A 14,859-nucleotide genomic window follows, 5' to 3' on the forward strand; every position below is an offset into this window, starting at 1 on the left:
AAATTAATTGAGTGATTCACAAATTATCGCAGTCCTAAGAGCCTATGCAGACTACCTGCACGTCACTAACTTTGTCTCTGACGGGTTGAGATGGATCGGATACATGATCATCTATGGCCTCACCACAGTCGTCAATGGACTTTCTAGTATCTTTGCATACATGTACAAGTTACTAGACTTCTGGGGCTATGCACCATTTCAAAGATTCCTCAAGACGTATGATCCTGTTATCTGGGCTTTAGCCACGATTGGACTGCTCTGGGCAGGCCTGATGATGATGCACAATAAGCGCGTGGATTATCACGAGAAAGGCAATAACTTTTTGGTGGCGGTGCTATTGTTCTTTGGACTGACGTTTCTCATGGCCCAAGGGACGAAGCTGATTACTGCCGGCGCGGAACAGGCCATGGTGAATACGCCATCGGCAGTTTCAATCTATCAAGGTAATATCACTGACGTTTATATGCTGGATAAGGCCGGTTGGAAGACGAGTGGCGGTAAGGCTAAGCTCCCCAGAACCACTAATCAGATCAAAAATATGGAAGACATCAAACTGCTGAGCATTAACGAAAAAGTCGATACGGGTGGCTGGTTTGGCGGCTCTAAGGCTAGCGATGATGGGACTAAGATTCTGTCTAAGCAGTTGTCGATGAACGCGGACGGTAAGTGGGAGTTGCATAACATGCAAGGGGCTTTCAAGATCGATGATAACTACTATCGGTACTCCTGGCATCCGTGGATCCTAGCCGCGAACCTTCTATTATATTTGATCACGGTAGCGATCGTTATTTTCAAACTGGTCAAGATCATTATGGAAATCAACTTCATTGGGTTATTAGCTCAGGGCGCTGCGCTCACCGACTTTGACTCGGGAAAACGTAACCGCCAGATAATTGCAAAGCTCCGCGATTCGTTTGTGGTCGCATTTCTACTGTGTGTGATTCTACAGTTCTATGCACAGTTTTTGAGCTTTATCACACAGGCTGGCGTTGGCGGTGTCGCGCGCGTCTTTGCGATGATCGGCGCCTTCTTATTCGTGCTCGATGGTCCGAATATCATCCAATCAGTCTTCGGTATCGATGCCGGGTTGTCTTCGATGGCACAAACCATGACCAACGTTATGTTGCTAGCGCGCGGTGCTGGTAATACGACTAAGTCTGCTTTGGATGCAACCAAGAAGCTCGGTGGTGTTGCTAAGGGGCTAGCCGGTAAGGGAATCGTTGGTGCGTCAGCACTGGCTGGCTTTGGCAATGGCCTAACTAAAAAACCTGAACTGCCAGGTGACAAGCTTGGTGGCGTGGCACCGACTGCTGCATCGAATAAAAAGCCAGAACTTAATCCAACAAAAGCTGAAGGATCAGACCAAAAGCAGGCTACTAACGGTCCGACTACAGCTACTCAGACCAGCGGCGCCCCAACGAGCACTGCTTCAACAGCCACGGCGCAGCCAAATGTTAGCGACAAGGATCAGGCAGCACCAATTTTGGCTACTGCTGACAACGGTAATAATCCCGCTAACGCCGGTTTAGAAGCTAGTGAGGGTGCGCTTGGTGTTGGGGCAACCAACGGTAACGGTACTGAAGAACCAGCCGTAGCTGCACCTGATTTGCCAGCACAAGCGGACATCGGGACAGGTAGCGCTAGCTCCTTGGGTGGATTGGGTACTACGGCCAATCCGACTAGCGGTGATGTTACAGCACCCCAGCTGCAACAAGACGATGCCAATACCGATGTTGGACTTGGTAACGGACAAGATTACTCTGCGCCTGATGTTGCGGCGCCAGAAATGCCGCAGGCTGCTAAGAATTTAGTTGGTAGCAAGCTTCAACCGGCCCAAGTTGGCCAAGTGTCCCAGCTTGGCACGAACGCTGGATCAGCGCCATCGTTAGGTACATCAGCCGCACGACAAGCGCTCGGCTATGGAACAAGTCTTACACACGCTGTGCCAGATATGAGCAGTGGTGAAGCTGTTTCCGTCGGTCCCGCTGGTACACCTCAAGGGAGTCAACCCGCGATGTCAGGTACAGCAACGCAACCAAGCCTGGGTGGCGCTCAATCGCAACCGACTCAACAGCGGTCACAGGCGCTTGGTGGAGGGCACACCGCTACTAGTTACGAGGTCCCACATGTTTCCACACAATCCATGCCGCGTGCAACAGCTAGTGCAGTTCAGGCCGGAAAAACGGCGATTTTGAATGATCAACATGCTGCGTTAGACGCACAACATCAATTCAATACGACGGCTAACCAAATAATTGGCAGGATGATTACTAATAAACTGACTGACGTCAATATCGGGGCGCATCAGTCCTTAGCCAAGTCACCGACCGTTACGGCAGTGCGGCGGGCCTATCGCGTTGGCCAAACAACTGGTCAGAGCTTACGTCAAGGCAAAAATCTGAAATAGGAGGCAATTAAATGTATCACAATATCCAATTTTCCAAAAAGATGATGATGAAGGCACAGTATTCGAAGAATCTCACGATCGCAGACTTTATCGTGATCTTGGTAGCAGCGGGGATCTCTTGGCTGCTATTCACTCGCTTTGTTTCACCGTTTCTTCAAGCACTCGCGCCGATTGAAACAGCGGCAATCACTTATCTGATGCTGTCGCCATCTAGTGTTTATGACAAGAAAAATTACCAGGTATTGATGCAGATTGTCCGTAAATCGCGTCGGACTTATCACGCGATCCAACGGCCAATCTACCAATTCCATGAGGAGAAAGAAGGTGCTCGCCATGGCCGGATTTAATGCGCTTGATCGACGCAAGGAACGTGATCAGCGGACGAAGACTGAAGAACGCAAGCAGCGTGGCAAGATTACTGCAATCTTGCCGATCATTGGCATCAGCAAGCAGGGTTACATCATTCTCAAGAGTGGACTATCCACTTACTACGCAGACGTCATGAAGCCTGAAAAGCATGACTTGGATCGAATGACTCTGCAGGAAGCTGATGCAATCGAGAACGGCTCATGGCGGTTTATGCGGCAGTACACGCATTCGGTCAAAGAGATTTTCTTGAACTTCCCAGAAAACAACGACGTGCAGCAACAATATTTCCGCCACTTGATCAAGACAACTACCGATCCATTTCGGGTTGAGCAATTAGAAAAGGAGCTTTACAACCTGCAATATCTTGAACAGCACTATCGCAAGTTATCCAGTTGGATTATGTTGTTTGGCACGACGCCAAAACAGCTTGAGGCCAATATTGAAGACGCTAAGGCGAAGGGCGCGGTCTATGGCTTTCAACCGACGACGATTTCCGAAAAGCAGTTGATGTATCGGTTGATGAATAATCCGGGGGTGGAAACCAGTGAAGAAGAACAATAGCAAGGTGATTGACGACGGGTTTATTTATCAGATCCAACCAGCGGGCGGACTGGATACCAAGAGCGAGTACCTCGTGCGGTTGGGTAGCGTCTTTATGGCCTGTGTGCATGTCTATGAGATCCCCGATACCTTCAGTGATTTTTGGCTCAAAAAGCTGACGGCAGTTCACGGCGCAACAGCGGTGGTGGACTATTACACAAATCCCAAGATCAACTATGCCAAGCAAATCTCAAGCTCAATTTCCGAACTTGAGATCCAACGACACCGCGCCTATTCGACAACGGAAAGTGACCTGATCGACCAAGAATTGTTACCACTGCGGCAGTTATCCGTTGAACTCAATAAACAGGGTGAAGTAATCAAGCAGGTCAGCATGCGCATCTACCTCTACGCGGATTCTGTGGATCACCTGAACCGAAAAGTCAACGATGTGATCTCGGATTTAGCGACTGATGGCTATGGCGCGACGGTCTTTTTGGACGAGAACGCGGACGAATACAAGTCGATGTTCTTGCCGATTGTCGAACAGTCGCGCTTACCTAGCGGACGCACAGGTTTACCGTTAAGCGGGCAGGTCATGGGACTGGGCTACGCGCATAATCAAACCTCCTTGAGTGATCCGTATGGCTCGTACTTCGGTTATACGCCAACTGGCGGGACGGTCTATTGGGACATGTTTCGCGTTACCAATACGCGGACGTACTACAACACATTTCTCTCAGGAGACTTGGGAAGTGGCAAGTCCACTAGCCTCAAAAAGATCCTATGGGAGCGCGCCATTCGCGGCGACCTGGTGCGGGTATTTGATCGAACGGGTGAGTTTGCGACGCTGGTGCGGAAGTTCAAAGGCACGGTGATCAACCTTGATGGATCTGACGGCATCATCAATATGTTTCAGGTCTACCCAACCCAATATGACGAAAAGACCTCTGATCCGGATGTCATTGCATCGTATCGGGCCCACATTGGGGGCTTGGCGATTAAGTATCGGTTGTTAGATCGAGACGCCGATGAACGCACAGCCAATGCCTTTTCACAGTTGTGCGATCGATACTACAAGCAGCATCACTATCTTGATCCAGACCGGCCACCGGTGACGGCATTGGCAGCCACGGAGTACCCGACACTTTCAGACATTGTGCCGTTCATTCAGGATGCCTCCACCAAGGGTCTCTATCCAGAAATGACACGTTATTATGAGTCGATTTTGTTGTCTCTAGGCCAACTGAAGTCAACCTTTGGTGATCTCTTTGACGGATATTCAAGCTTCCCAGACTTGAGCGATTTACAAGTGGTTTCGTATCAACTGAGCACAATCGACGCGATGCAAGATTCCATCCAAGACTTACAGATTTATAACGCAATCATCGACTCGTATAACAATTGTATGCGCCTGGGCCGCGCTCAAAAGAAAGCCTACGACGCGCGTGAAAAAGGCCTGATCGATGTGCAGCACTGGTTGATGATCATTGACGAATGCCACACTATCTTGAATACGGACAAGTCTTTTGTCGCTGATTTCTTTGTCAAATTAATGTCTGAAGACCGCAAGATGTTTGGGTCGATTGTCTTGGCCACGCAGCGCTTGGAGCGGATGTTTCCAAGCGGTGCCAATGTGTCCGATAAGGGTATGGTTAAGGCGGTCAACGCACTGAATCAGTTGTACTCGCTCTGCCAGTATAAGGTGCTAATGAAGCACGATGTTTCGACGATCAAGACCAAAGAAGATCCGGGGATCCTCCGGTCACTGTTCGGTAATATGATGACGGAACAGGACTTCGCTAGCTTGCCTGACTTCGGAAAAGGCGAGGCGTACTTGTTGATCGGCACCGATAAGCTGCACATGAATTTCCAAGTCACAGACGAAGAATTGAGGACGTTTGAAGGTGGTGCTTGATGGATTCACATCATGAAAAGCAGACTATGAAGAACGCCCTTTTAGTTCGCCGTTTTGTCGCATGGACTGGTCTGCCGGCAATCATGACGGCAGTGGGGCTATTGCTGGTGACGGTCTTTACGGTTGGCATTTTGTCGATGTTTCTTAGTCAATCGAGTACCGATAGCAGCGATGTTGCCACCAACGGTGAATACGATCCACAGCTGATAAAAATTGCCGCAACTGCGATGAATGCGGATCCCAGCGATGAGTTTATCAAGAACCTAGAAGCTGTTATCCAAAATGAATCAGGTGGTAACGCTGCCGTTATTCAGCAAGTTCAAGACATGAATTCCGGAGGGAATGAGGCCGCGGGCGTGTTGCAATATACGGCAGGAACGTTTGCATACTACGCCCTGGAAGGGCACACCAACCGGCTTAATGCCCTGGATCAGCTGCTTGCCTTTTTCAACAACTCTGATTGGAAATCGTCGATCGGCTGGACAACAATCTTGGGCGTCAGAAAAATGGAGTGGCTGCACTCAGGACCTCAAGGATCGCCACGATTTAAGTCGGTGCCTGGCAAAATTGATTTGTCTGGCATCGACCAATCGGAGCTAACCGGTCAATATAAACTCAACACTGCTGGTAACACTTACCCCAAGGGTCAATGCACTTGGTTCGCCAAAGCGCGTAGTGGATGGGCCGGCAACGGCTGGGGCAATGGTTGTCAATGGGGCACGTCGGCCGCGGCCGCGGGCTTCACCGTGAACCGAACTCCGGCGGCTGGCACGATCGTCGTTTTTGCGGCTGGGCAGATGGTTGGCACATGGCGAGCTGATCCACAGTATGGGCACGTCGCCTACGTGGAAGCATACAACCGTAGCGCTGGCACCATCAAAATTTCTCAAGGTGGTACAGGTTTTCCGTCATCAACTGGGCCGAACTATCAGACTCTCAGCAATGTTTCTTCATACGTTTATATCCACAAAAAATGAGGTGATCAAGTGAATTTTAGAATCGATAATTTAGGCCGGATCGCGTTAGTTAGCTACGCCATTCTCGTAACCGTTTTGGCGGTTGTGATGGGTGGTTGCTGGTATCGTGTCGCACAGCAAACACCACGAGTCGTGATGAAAACGCGTGTGGTGAAGCAGAAAGAGCGGGCCGTACCGAGTAACAACTTGGCCGCAGAATCAGCGGCCAAGGCAGCTCAAAAGTCTGCCGAAGCCGAGCTCTCCTCTTACAAGTCAAGTGAACAGAAGCTCAAGAATACTGCCATCCAGTACGCCAAAATTCTCCAGAACTATTCGCCAAGCGTATCCGCAAAACGGGCTGCATTGAAGAAGGTGGCGACCCCAGAACAAGTCGATCAACTGGCACCGACTACCGCGACTGCGGGGACTCAGACGAAGGCGACGGCCTATGAGATCGAGTGGAATACCATTACTGCGATGATCCAACCCGGAGCCGGCAAGGATGCGTTGGTAAGTGTCCACATGACGTACTCTTACTCATACGATAGCAGTCACACTCAATACTCAAGTGTGCTACTGGCACGCTTTGATCGAGGGCTGGTGAGCCATAGTCAAATGTTCACCGTAGTTACCGATCAGGCCGGTAACGATCAGTAAAGGAAGGAGGAATACTGGTGGATGTCGAAGAAAAACATGTCCAGATTTTAGATCGTAATAAAGCAGAAAGACGCTTCAAGAAACTGTTTGGTTGGATCTTGGCGGCAATCGGCGTGACGCTAATTTTGTTCGCTGTCTTCCCTAAAAACATCAACGAGTCGGGGCTTGCCATGGGCAAGTCGTTCGTGATGGGACAGAACACTTTCGTCTATGCCAATGCTAAACGTTACAGTAATCAAACGTACCGTCTAGGTTTTTATGTTAGCGACAATCAGCTTGATCCGCTGGCTACGGTTCGTTCAAAGGTTCGCACCAGGGGTCACGAAAATGGCGAGATCCTGTCGTCAGCTTTGACTCAAGTGAGTCCAGACTATTATGTCGTGACGGTCAAACAAGTTCCCAAAAAGCAAGCTCTTCTCTACGTTGTGATCGGTGATAAGAAGACAACGGGTAGCGGCTTGGAGGCGGCCAATAGCCAAGCCTTGTTAGTTCAAAAGGCAAAGGACGCTGGTTCTTACAAGCGGCCAACAACGCATCAGCTTCAACAAGAGTATCTTGCCTACATGGTGAGATATTACTCGAAAAAGATCCAGACACTGAAGCACAAGGTGGCCAAGAACAAGGCCAACATTGCCACGCTCAAGAAGACCTTAGCGAAGCAAAATCAGTCGTTGAATCTTCAAACTGGGTCTCAGAAATCTGACACTAAGAGTAAGATCGCGCAAACAGAATCTACCATTAAGCAGCATCAAACTACGGCGGCAAAAACTCGCAAAGCAATCGCTAGTGCTCGTCAGGCACGAACAAATTATACCGAAAAGCTGGATTGAACCCCCGAAATCGTTGGTGCCAAAAATGCCGATTTTAGGGCACAAACCAAGAAAGTGGGTGCACAACTCAATGAATACTGGGCACAAAGGAAATTTTTCCTTGCGCCCTAAAGCTTGAATCTTAGGCACTTGGGTCACGAATGTGACCCCTTTGGAAAACCCACCGCACTGCGGTGTAACCCATATTTGGGTTCGGTTTTCCCTTATGCTCATCTACTAAAAGTCCAAAATTCGGCCCCTGTCGAGATTTTGGACTTGAAGGGTGGGAGTTGCGATCCGGACTTTTGAATCACAACTCCCACCCTTCACTTAGTTTTGAATTTGGTTTTTGGTTTTGAAGTTAGCAACTTCAAGACCATTTTTGTTGTCAAAACTTTTTGATTTGAACAAAGGAGGCTGACTTGGTTGGTAGTTGATATTCACATTAAAGGTGTAGCAGACGCGGATGCTGCCATCATTAAACAGTTGGCAGATGCGAAGGGTATGACCCGAAACAAGTATCTCGCACGGCTGATTCATCAGCATGCACGAGATTATTATGTGGAGGGTGAGTTGAACGACTTGAGTGAACTTGCGCAGCAATCGAAGGTCGTGATCCAGCGCAATACAGAGGTGCTTAGCGCACTGTTAGATTCGTTAGGAATTGAAAGGAAGTGATGGTTTTGCATGAACGACGAGTATTGTATCTTGATGCACCTGAATCTGGTGAATATGGCTGGAAGTATATCGATCAGTACATGAAGAACCATCAGTGTAAGACCCGAGGTGAGGCTGTAGAAGGGTTGCTTCATGAGCATCAGGAGATGCAAAAACAACTTTTGGACAACCAGGCTTTAGCTCATCAGGTTGCAACGGAAATCAAGCAGTTGATTGATCCGATTCGTTTGCGGACTGGATCAACTGAGCGCACTGTCGCGATGTTTCGTGAGTTGTTGAATGGCTTTATTGTGCTGCATGGGATGGAAGAACAGTTCCCGGTCATGGACGTGCAAAGTGATGCGATCGTGCGCGCGGATGAGAAGATTGCTGACCAAATCAAGGCACAACAGGTCTACCGAAACAGTGACAAGTATAAGCGCATGAAGGGTGGTAAATGATCGTGGGTAGTAGTCCAGGAATCGTTTCGGTCATGCGTTTTGAGCGCCCAGGAGACGAGCACTTCTCCGGTTACATCAACTACATCAATCGTTCGGACGCAATGCTTGCAAAGCACTTCAAGGACTGGAACGCGGTTAACTATGATGGGTACAACCACTACATGGAAAATCCCGAGAAGAGTACCGGAATCTTCACCGCTGGCAAGGATCAGTTAGACCTTGATGCGCGGAAGCAGCTGCGACAATCTTTTGAAAAGGCAGAGCGCAACGGGTCAGTCATGTGGCAAACGGTTGTGAGTTTTGACAATACTTTTCTCGCCGAACACGGTCTATATGATCTGAGAACGCAAGAGGTCGATCAACAAAAGCTGCGTACAGCAATCCGCACTGGTATGACCAAATTGCTTGCCAACGAGGGGCTCACTGCGTCGGCCTTGTGGTCAGCATCAATTCATCTCAACACCGATAATATCCACGTGCACATCGCCACCGTTGAACCAGATCCGCAACGTGAGTTCAAGGAGTTTGAGTTGAACGGCGAGGTGGTGAGTGAACGCAAAGGTTATCTGAAGGCAGGGACGCTCAGCAAGTTTAAGTCCGCTGTTGCCAATGAATTGTTGAACCGCGATCAATCATTGGCTCAGATTTCTAGCTTGATCCGTGATCGTTTACCAGCACATCAACAGCCTTGGCGTAACCTCCCGGATCGGCAACTGATGAACTACTATAAGCAAATTTACAGCAAGCTCCCAGAAGACCGGCGGCAGTGGCGCTACAACATGAATGGCATGAAAGACTTGCGTCCATTACTCGATGGTTTCGCCAGTCGGTACATGCAGCTATACCACAAAACAGAGTTAGAAGCACTTGACTCGCAACTGATGACTGAGGTGAACTTCCGCGAATTTCTTTACGGTAAAGGTCAGCCTGGCAAAGAGGAGAATCGATCGCAGGAATACTACGATCACAAGTATGATGAACTTTTTGCCCGCATGGGTAACTCAGTACTCAAGGAAATGCTGGGACAGGATCAGCGGACTAGAAGTAGACAAGATGATCCTAAGGCGAATGCTTCTGACTTAACGGAACGTTTGCCCACTGGCGGTGTGCCAAATCATGGAATCTTATCTTCGTTGAAGGCTATCAAGAATCTTTTTCGTGGTGACGTGCAACAGCACCTGTTGAATAAGCAGGCGCATGATCGCAGCGCTACTGAAGAAGAAAACAAGCGCAACAATCAAAATCAAGACTTATATCGCTAGCGCGGCCTTTGTGGTCGCGTTTTTTTTGGAGGTGATCTATGTGTCATGGAAAGAAGATTTTAAGCGTGCCAAGTCAGCGTCGATCGTTGATGTTGTGCAACGCAATGGTTTCAACTTAAATCAGGAAAGCTCAGTTAACTGGCGCGGGATCGAACACGATTCTTTTGTGGTCAACGCTAGGGAGAATACTTTCTACTGGAACTCAAGGCAGCAGCATGGCGACCCAATCGACTTCATGATGAGCGTTGTTGGCGTCGAGTCGATGCAGGATGCGGTGAAGTTGCTAAACGATCCTAGTTTGTCACGCGCAGAGGTCGTGCAGCACAAGACTGAACCGTTTCAATACAAAGCGCGCAATAGTAAGGACTTCACGCGCGCTAACGATTATTTGACGATTGCACGCGGCTTGAATCCACAATTGATCGCGACGTTACATCAAAAGGGGTTTATCCAGCAGAATCAGAATGGCGATGTTGTTTTCGTTTGGGCTAAGAGCGGTCGGCGTGTGGGCGCGGCTACGCAAGGGACGACAATCGACTACGATCAAAACGGGCGTCGCGGTACGTTCAAGCGCGTTATGAAGAATTCAGAGCAAGACTTTGGCTTCAACTTTTCGATTGGTAAACCAGAACAGATGTTGGTTTTTGAAGCGCCGATCGACGCGTTGTCTTACCTTTCAACGCATCCTGAGACCAATAACACCATGTTCTTATCTATGGATGGTTTGAAACCGGTAACTGTAACTAAGGGCATTCAATACATGTATGATCTCACTGGTAATGTGCCAAGCAGTATCGGATTTGGCGTTGATAATGATGCAGCGGGACACATGTTTTTCGATCGGATGATTAAACAGCATCAATTTGTGGTTCAAGAAACCGGCGAAGTTTTGCCGTACTTTAATTTGATGCCGCATGATCGGCAGATTCCACAAGACCGAGTTACAATCTTGCACAGTGTTGCCAAAACTGTTGGTGTGGATTGGCGAGATCTCGCTGCCGTTGAAAAAGCTGAGACAAATTTTAGTCGCAAGCGCGAGCTCGCAAACGGCTTTGATTTTCAAGGTGGATTTATCGGCGAATCAGACAATATCGACGAGCCCTATACCGGCACTCAGTACGCTGATCGGGCAACCAAGATCGCGACAACGATGAAACTAGTGACGAAGGAGGATACACCAAATTTTGAACTCTTGATCCGTAGACTGCAGCCTGGCATGGTCGATGATTTTCGGAGCAAACTTGCTGGAAAAATCAGCAGCTATGCTCAACAGTTTAGGAAAGGTTATGAGCCGACCACACATCCTATTAAGGATTGGAACGACGACTTGAAGTCAATGCGTGCCGAGTCCTTGTCGGAAGTATTGAGCCGTCGTGTCTATACTAAAGATAATCAGCAGGTTGTTGTTGATCGTACTCCAAATAGTGATGGCACAACGCACTATCAAGCAATTAATCGGTTCGACCAGACAATCGGATTTTTTGAAGCCGATTCTCCTCAGGAAATGGCGTATCTCATTAAAACCTATGGCTATAACGCCGTTGATAAGCAAGACGAGCGTGCCATGGGTGCTAAGGTTGAACCGACCTCACTTAGGAGCAAGGCGCAGCCGCGCCAGCAAACACAGCCAGCGCAGAGAGCACTTGCTAGGTGATCTAAATGACCAAGGCGGCGATGGAGATTCGAGCGGCGACGTGTGCGGGTGGTTTTCCCGTGCCGTCGCGTTAGCGTTGCCTTTACCGAAACCTTGCGGCGACGAACAACGTTGCCCTGCCGCGTGGGCGGGCCAGGCGCCCCACGGCACCGGCCGGAACGGACGGCTATGCTGAGCCGCCCCGCACAAAATAAAGGAGATAACCGGGGCCTTGTGCCTCGATTGTCTCCTATTTATTTACCTTTGATTCCGACTAGTTTGGTAAATTAATTTAGCTAATAGCCCGCGCATTGCGGAAAGGGTGAAAAGTTGCTTTTTGTCTAGTAAATTAGATGCGCCATCTCAACTTGATTTTCGCAAATACGAATTAGTTTCAAAACTGCGCGGCGCTTTGCGGCAACGGTTTTTAAGGACAAGGCGTGATGTAGTTCCGTGGTTACGATGTGGTAGTTCGCGAGTGTTGCCCATGAAACGGGGTGCAAAACGTAATAGCGTTGACCGTCTAATGTTTCCTGATACATGAGTGCCACCGGCTCGACAATGACGACTTCTACTAGTGGATGATCCCAACGAAGCGGGTGACAAAATACCGGTGTGAGCGATTGTAGCTCGTGGTTGTCATAGATGTTTTGCTCAATTAGTGCGAATGGGTAATCATCGTCGAATCTTTCATAGCTTGCCATGTTAGTTTTTCCTTTCTTAATCAGTGACTCGTTTCACTGTTAGTTTGTTGCCCAGTAGTTGCATCTCTAGTCCGGCAACAATATGGGGAACGTGATCATTGTCGCGATTCAGGCTGTGCAATTCGCCATGTACTTCGTCACTTCTTTTGAGCGCTAGCCAAGTTGGTGCAACGTACAGCCCAAAGTCTTCCATGATCTGACTGGCGGTGTCGGCTAGGCGTTCACGTTGATCGAAAAACCGGTACTGCCAGTCATAGGTACGTTTCACTAAGATTGTGTTCATGCTAAGCCTCCTGAGCGGATAGTGCGATGCGGTCTTTAGATTTTGTCAGTCGCGCTTCTAAACTCGAAAGCAAGGCCTGATCGCTAGCGGTTTTGAGCGGGCCACAACTTTCATTGATCAACTGCACAGCTTCTAGTGCCCGCTCACGGTTAAAATGTGGAATCATGTGCGCTAGGTCAATCATGATTGACCGTGTTGGACTATAACGATAGGCTTCAAGCGGTAACCAACACGTCGGGTCGGCGTGATTCATCGTCAGGTTTGCGGCGTAGTTCATACGCGCCAACTGACTAATGGTTTGTTCCAAGACATTGACGTTGGTTGTGCCAAGCAACTGGAATTGGTGGCATTGAACGTAGACGCCAAGAGCGTCGAATACCTCGCGGGTTACGGGAAAAATGGTTTCGTTGTTAGTCATGTTGATTATCTCCTTTGAGTTGTCCACAGCCCGCTCTGACGGGTTGCAATTTATCTCGATCACTTGTAAGATGATGAAGCTGGTCAAAGCCAAAAAGGCTAAAAATCCTGCCAACGTGACTGTGACCCCGAATAATAGCTCACCCAAGCTCATTCGCTCATCTTCTTCTAGTTCGCACAAGTCGTAAAAGCTATCCAGCACTCCTCGAAAAAGGCTGATGATAGTTGATGCAATCAGTGTTGCCGTGCCAGCGGCAGTGCTGATTTTTTTTGATCTAAATTCCATAGCGTACCTCCTGTTTGGTATGATATTCCGGCATTGGATAGGATATTTGCTATCTCATATGCACCACCTCCTTTAAGTTAAATGACGTTAGGCAAAAATCATCATGCGTTGCCGTGGTGCGGCGATAATGTGCTTGGCGATAAGTTCTAATAGGAGACAATATTCGCCGCCAAAATCTTTGTACAAACGCGTTTCATAGACTGGTTGCCAGTCGTAAGTGTTGTAGGCGTCAAGAATGGCTTGAAATTCTGACTTGGTAAGGTGGCAAACTTGTTTGTGTTCCTTGAGTTCTTTCTTGATTGCAGGGTAGTCTATCATAGTGACTTCTTTCATGGTGTAATCCTCCTATTGTTGGCGGCTGGCCCTTCTAAGGAAGGTTTTTGTCGAGCCGTCTTGATGACACATTCGCACCGGCAGCGGGTGAGGTGACAAGGGTAAGCGCAGCGCAAGTCAAAAAGTTTTGTGGAATCGGGCTTGTGGAACAAAAGTTTTTGCGCCCTTGTCTCCGAACCTAGGGGCGCTTGCCGACTTGTCGGTTAGCGCTCCTGGTGCTGGTCTAATGTACGAATCAAGGCCACGAGAACCTTCCTTAGAAGGGGTTCGGCGCTTGCGCCCGCGGGTTGTTTCCGCGTGGGTTATGCTGTTGCCTAACCTGAATGCTGAATATCCGAACACCCGGGATCTAGGGTCATTTGAATCGTTGCCCAGCCACTGTCTAAGAAGCGTGCACAACATAACCGCGATGAGCGATTCGGCTTGGCGAGCCATCGCTTCTCAAAACGGCTTTTAGATCGGGCTTTGATCTGGAAGCCGTTGTCTGGGCCGGACCCGACATCTGTTAATCTTGATCTAAATCATTTGAATGATTATTCATGAATCGTGCATTTTTTTGGTTGAAATTTAAGGAAGAAACATCGATGAGAAGTGTTTCAAAGCTAGATCTATCCGTCTGAGTCATGTCGGCGGGCTGGTGAAGTTGGCTTTTTGATACGAGTCAGCGTGTGCGGCAGATTTTTGCCGTGCCGCGATCTAACGCAGCCGTGATCGGATCTTGAGACGACGAACAACGAGGCCAGCGAATCGAGCGGGTGTGGCGCCGATTCGCGCGGCCGGGACGGCCGCTTACCACTGCCAACTGCACCAATTTGCCGACTACTTTCGACAAATCAAAAAGCACTGAATCCCTTGATACAGTAGGGATTCAGTGCTTCGTATGGTATAATTAGTGGCTGGTGAATAATTTGTCCAAGTTATCTGTAACAGCTCCTTAACCCGTTATCGTTGTATAATAGATGCATAGGAATTCCCGGTATTCCGTCAATCCCCATGCACTTTACACAACCCTATCGGAGGCGTTATCCATGGTTTATCGTCAAACAGTCACGCAACTCTCAATTGAATCCTTTGGTACTGCACTGAGCACACCGCTCAGTGCAGACAACGAGTGGGTTCAGCTTGCGGATCAAATGCCATGGCAGAAGTTAAGCGAGGCATACCAAT

General features: G+C 48.8%; 15 protein-coding genes. 11 read left to right on the plus strand and 4 right to left on the minus strand.

What is annotated here, in order from left to right; translation table 11 throughout:
* Positions 1 to 7: 7 nt before the first annotated feature.
* The 11 genes from ACGG90_RS05030 (at position 8) to ACGG90_RS05080 (ending at position 11,690) form a co-directional block, all read left to right on the plus strand.
* A complete protein-coding gene (locus tag ACGG90_RS05030) occupies positions 8 to 2,407 on the plus strand; it encodes a pLS20_p028 family conjugation system transmembrane protein (protein WP_225441061.1) in 2,400 nt (799 codons plus the stop codon).
* A gap of 11 nt (positions 2,408 to 2,418) precedes the next feature.
* Positions 2,419 to 2,754: a hypothetical protein gene (locus ACGG90_RS05035; RefSeq protein ID WP_003663052.1), complete on the plus strand. Its 336-nt coding sequence runs from the start codon at positions 2,419 to 2,421 to the stop codon at positions 2,752 to 2,754.
* Complete coding sequence (locus tag ACGG90_RS05040; protein ID WP_003663053.1) at positions 2,741 to 3,337, plus strand: hypothetical protein; 597 nt, start codon at positions 2,741 to 2,743, stop codon at positions 3,335 to 3,337. The genes ACGG90_RS05035 and ACGG90_RS05040 overlap by 14 nt, the downstream gene beginning before the upstream one ends.
* Positions 3,321 to 5,234 (plus strand): ATP-binding protein, encoded by a 1,914-nt coding sequence (locus tag ACGG90_RS05045; protein WP_003663054.1) that lies wholly within the window; start codon positions 3,321 to 3,323, stop codon positions 5,232 to 5,234. Before ACGG90_RS05040 ends, ACGG90_RS05045 begins: the two co-directional genes overlap by 17 nt.
* Entirely contained in the window at positions 5,234 to 6,211 is a 978-nt protein-coding gene (locus ACGG90_RS05050) for a CHAP domain-containing protein (RefSeq protein WP_003663056.1), read from the plus strand. Before ACGG90_RS05045 ends, ACGG90_RS05050 begins: the two co-directional genes overlap by 1 nt.
* 9 nt (positions 6,212 to 6,220) lie before the next feature.
* On the plus strand, positions 6,221 to 6,847 hold the full coding sequence (locus ACGG90_RS05055; RefSeq protein ID WP_003663058.1) for a hypothetical protein: 627 nt from the start codon (positions 6,221 to 6,223) through the stop codon (positions 6,845 to 6,847).
* Between the two features lie 17 nt (positions 6,848 to 6,864).
* Positions 6,865 to 7,677: a hypothetical protein gene (locus ACGG90_RS05060; RefSeq protein ID WP_003663060.1), complete on the plus strand. Its 813-nt coding sequence runs from the start codon at positions 6,865 to 6,867 to the stop codon at positions 7,675 to 7,677.
* A 405-nt stretch (positions 7,678 to 8,082) separates the two neighbouring features.
* On the plus strand, positions 8,083 to 8,334 hold the full coding sequence (locus ACGG90_RS05065; protein WP_390406606.1) for a hypothetical protein: 252 nt from the start codon (positions 8,083 to 8,085) through the stop codon (positions 8,332 to 8,334).
* Positions 8,334 to 8,774, plus strand: coding sequence for a hypothetical protein (locus tag ACGG90_RS05070; protein ID WP_390406609.1), 441 nt, complete (start codon positions 8,334 to 8,336; stop codon positions 8,772 to 8,774). The genes ACGG90_RS05065 and ACGG90_RS05070 overlap by 1 nt, the downstream gene beginning before the upstream one ends.
* Entirely contained in the window at positions 8,771 to 10,036 is a 1,266-nt protein-coding gene (gene mobP2 / locus ACGG90_RS05075) for a MobP2 family relaxase (RefSeq protein WP_390406612.1), read from the plus strand. The genes ACGG90_RS05070 and mobP2 overlap by 4 nt, the downstream gene beginning before the upstream one ends.
* Complete coding sequence (locus tag ACGG90_RS05080) at positions 9,972 to 11,690, plus strand: DUF3991 domain-containing protein (RefSeq protein ID WP_390406614.1); 1,719 nt, start codon at positions 9,972 to 9,974, stop codon at positions 11,688 to 11,690. The genes mobP2 and ACGG90_RS05080 overlap by 65 nt, the downstream gene beginning before the upstream one ends.
* Positions 11,691 to 12,010: 320 nt before the next feature.
* Here the strand turns inward: ACGG90_RS05080 and ACGG90_RS05085 are convergent, their stop codons facing one another.
* The 4 genes from ACGG90_RS05085 to ACGG90_RS05100 form a co-directional block, all read right to left on the minus strand.
* Complete coding sequence (locus ACGG90_RS05085) at positions 12,011 to 12,373, minus strand: hypothetical protein (RefSeq protein ID WP_390406617.1); 363 nt, start codon at positions 12,371 to 12,373, stop codon at positions 12,011 to 12,013.
* Positions 12,374 to 12,389: 16 nt separating this feature from the next.
* Complete coding sequence (locus tag ACGG90_RS05090; protein ID WP_390406619.1) at positions 12,390 to 12,656, minus strand: hypothetical protein; 267 nt, start codon at positions 12,654 to 12,656, stop codon at positions 12,390 to 12,392.
* 1 nt (position 12,657) lies between these two features.
* Positions 12,658 to 13,359, minus strand: coding sequence for a hypothetical protein (locus ACGG90_RS05095; RefSeq protein WP_390406622.1), 702 nt, complete (start codon positions 13,357 to 13,359; stop codon positions 12,658 to 12,660).
* 87 nt (positions 13,360 to 13,446) lie between these two features.
* Positions 13,447 to 13,692: a hypothetical protein gene (locus tag ACGG90_RS05100; RefSeq protein ID WP_390406624.1), complete on the minus strand. Its 246-nt coding sequence runs from the start codon at positions 13,690 to 13,692 to the stop codon at positions 13,447 to 13,449.
* Between the last annotated feature and the right edge of the window lie 1,167 nt (positions 13,693 to 14,859).

It is taken from the genome of Lacticaseibacillus jixiensis (assembly GCF_042847315.1).
GTDB lineage: Bacteria > Bacillota > Bacilli > Lactobacillales > Lactobacillaceae > Lacticaseibacillus > Lacticaseibacillus jixiensis.

Excerpts from the sequence above, each read along its gene's own strand:
- ACGG90_RS05035 (WP_003663052.1), top strand. The coding sequence starts at position 2,419 with ATGTATCACAATATCCAATTTTCCAAAAAGATGATGATGAAGGCACAG.
- ACGG90_RS05040 (WP_003663053.1), top strand. The coding sequence starts at position 2,741 with ATGGCCGGATTTAATGCGCTTGATCGACGCAAGGAACGTGATCAGCGG.
- ACGG90_RS05050 (WP_003663056.1), top strand. The coding sequence starts at position 5,234 with ATGGATTCACATCATGAAAAGCAGACTATGAAGAACGCCCTTTTAGTT.
- ACGG90_RS05070 (WP_390406609.1), top strand. The coding sequence starts at position 8,334 with ATGGTTTTGCATGAACGACGAGTATTGTATCTTGATGCACCTGAATCT.
- mobP2 (WP_390406612.1), top strand. The coding sequence starts at position 8,771 with ATGATCGTGGGTAGTAGTCCAGGAATCGTTTCGGTCATGCGTTTTGAG.
- ACGG90_RS05080 (WP_390406614.1), top strand. The coding sequence starts at position 9,972 with ATGATCGCAGCGCTACTGAAGAAGAAAACAAGCGCAACAATCAAAATC.
- ACGG90_RS05085 (WP_390406617.1), bottom strand. The coding sequence starts at position 12,373 with ATGGCAAGCTATGAAAGATTCGACGATGATTACCCATTCGCACTAATT.
- ACGG90_RS05090 (WP_390406619.1), bottom strand. The coding sequence starts at position 12,656 with ATGAACACAATCTTAGTGAAACGTACCTATGACTGGCAGTACCGGTTT.
- ACGG90_RS05095 (WP_390406622.1), bottom strand. The coding sequence starts at position 13,359 with ATGGAATTTAGATCAAAAAAAATCAGCACTGCCGCTGGCACGGCAACA.
- ACGG90_RS05100 (WP_390406624.1), bottom strand. The coding sequence starts at position 13,692 with ATGAAAGAAGTCACTATGATAGACTACCCTGCAATCAAGAAAGAACTC.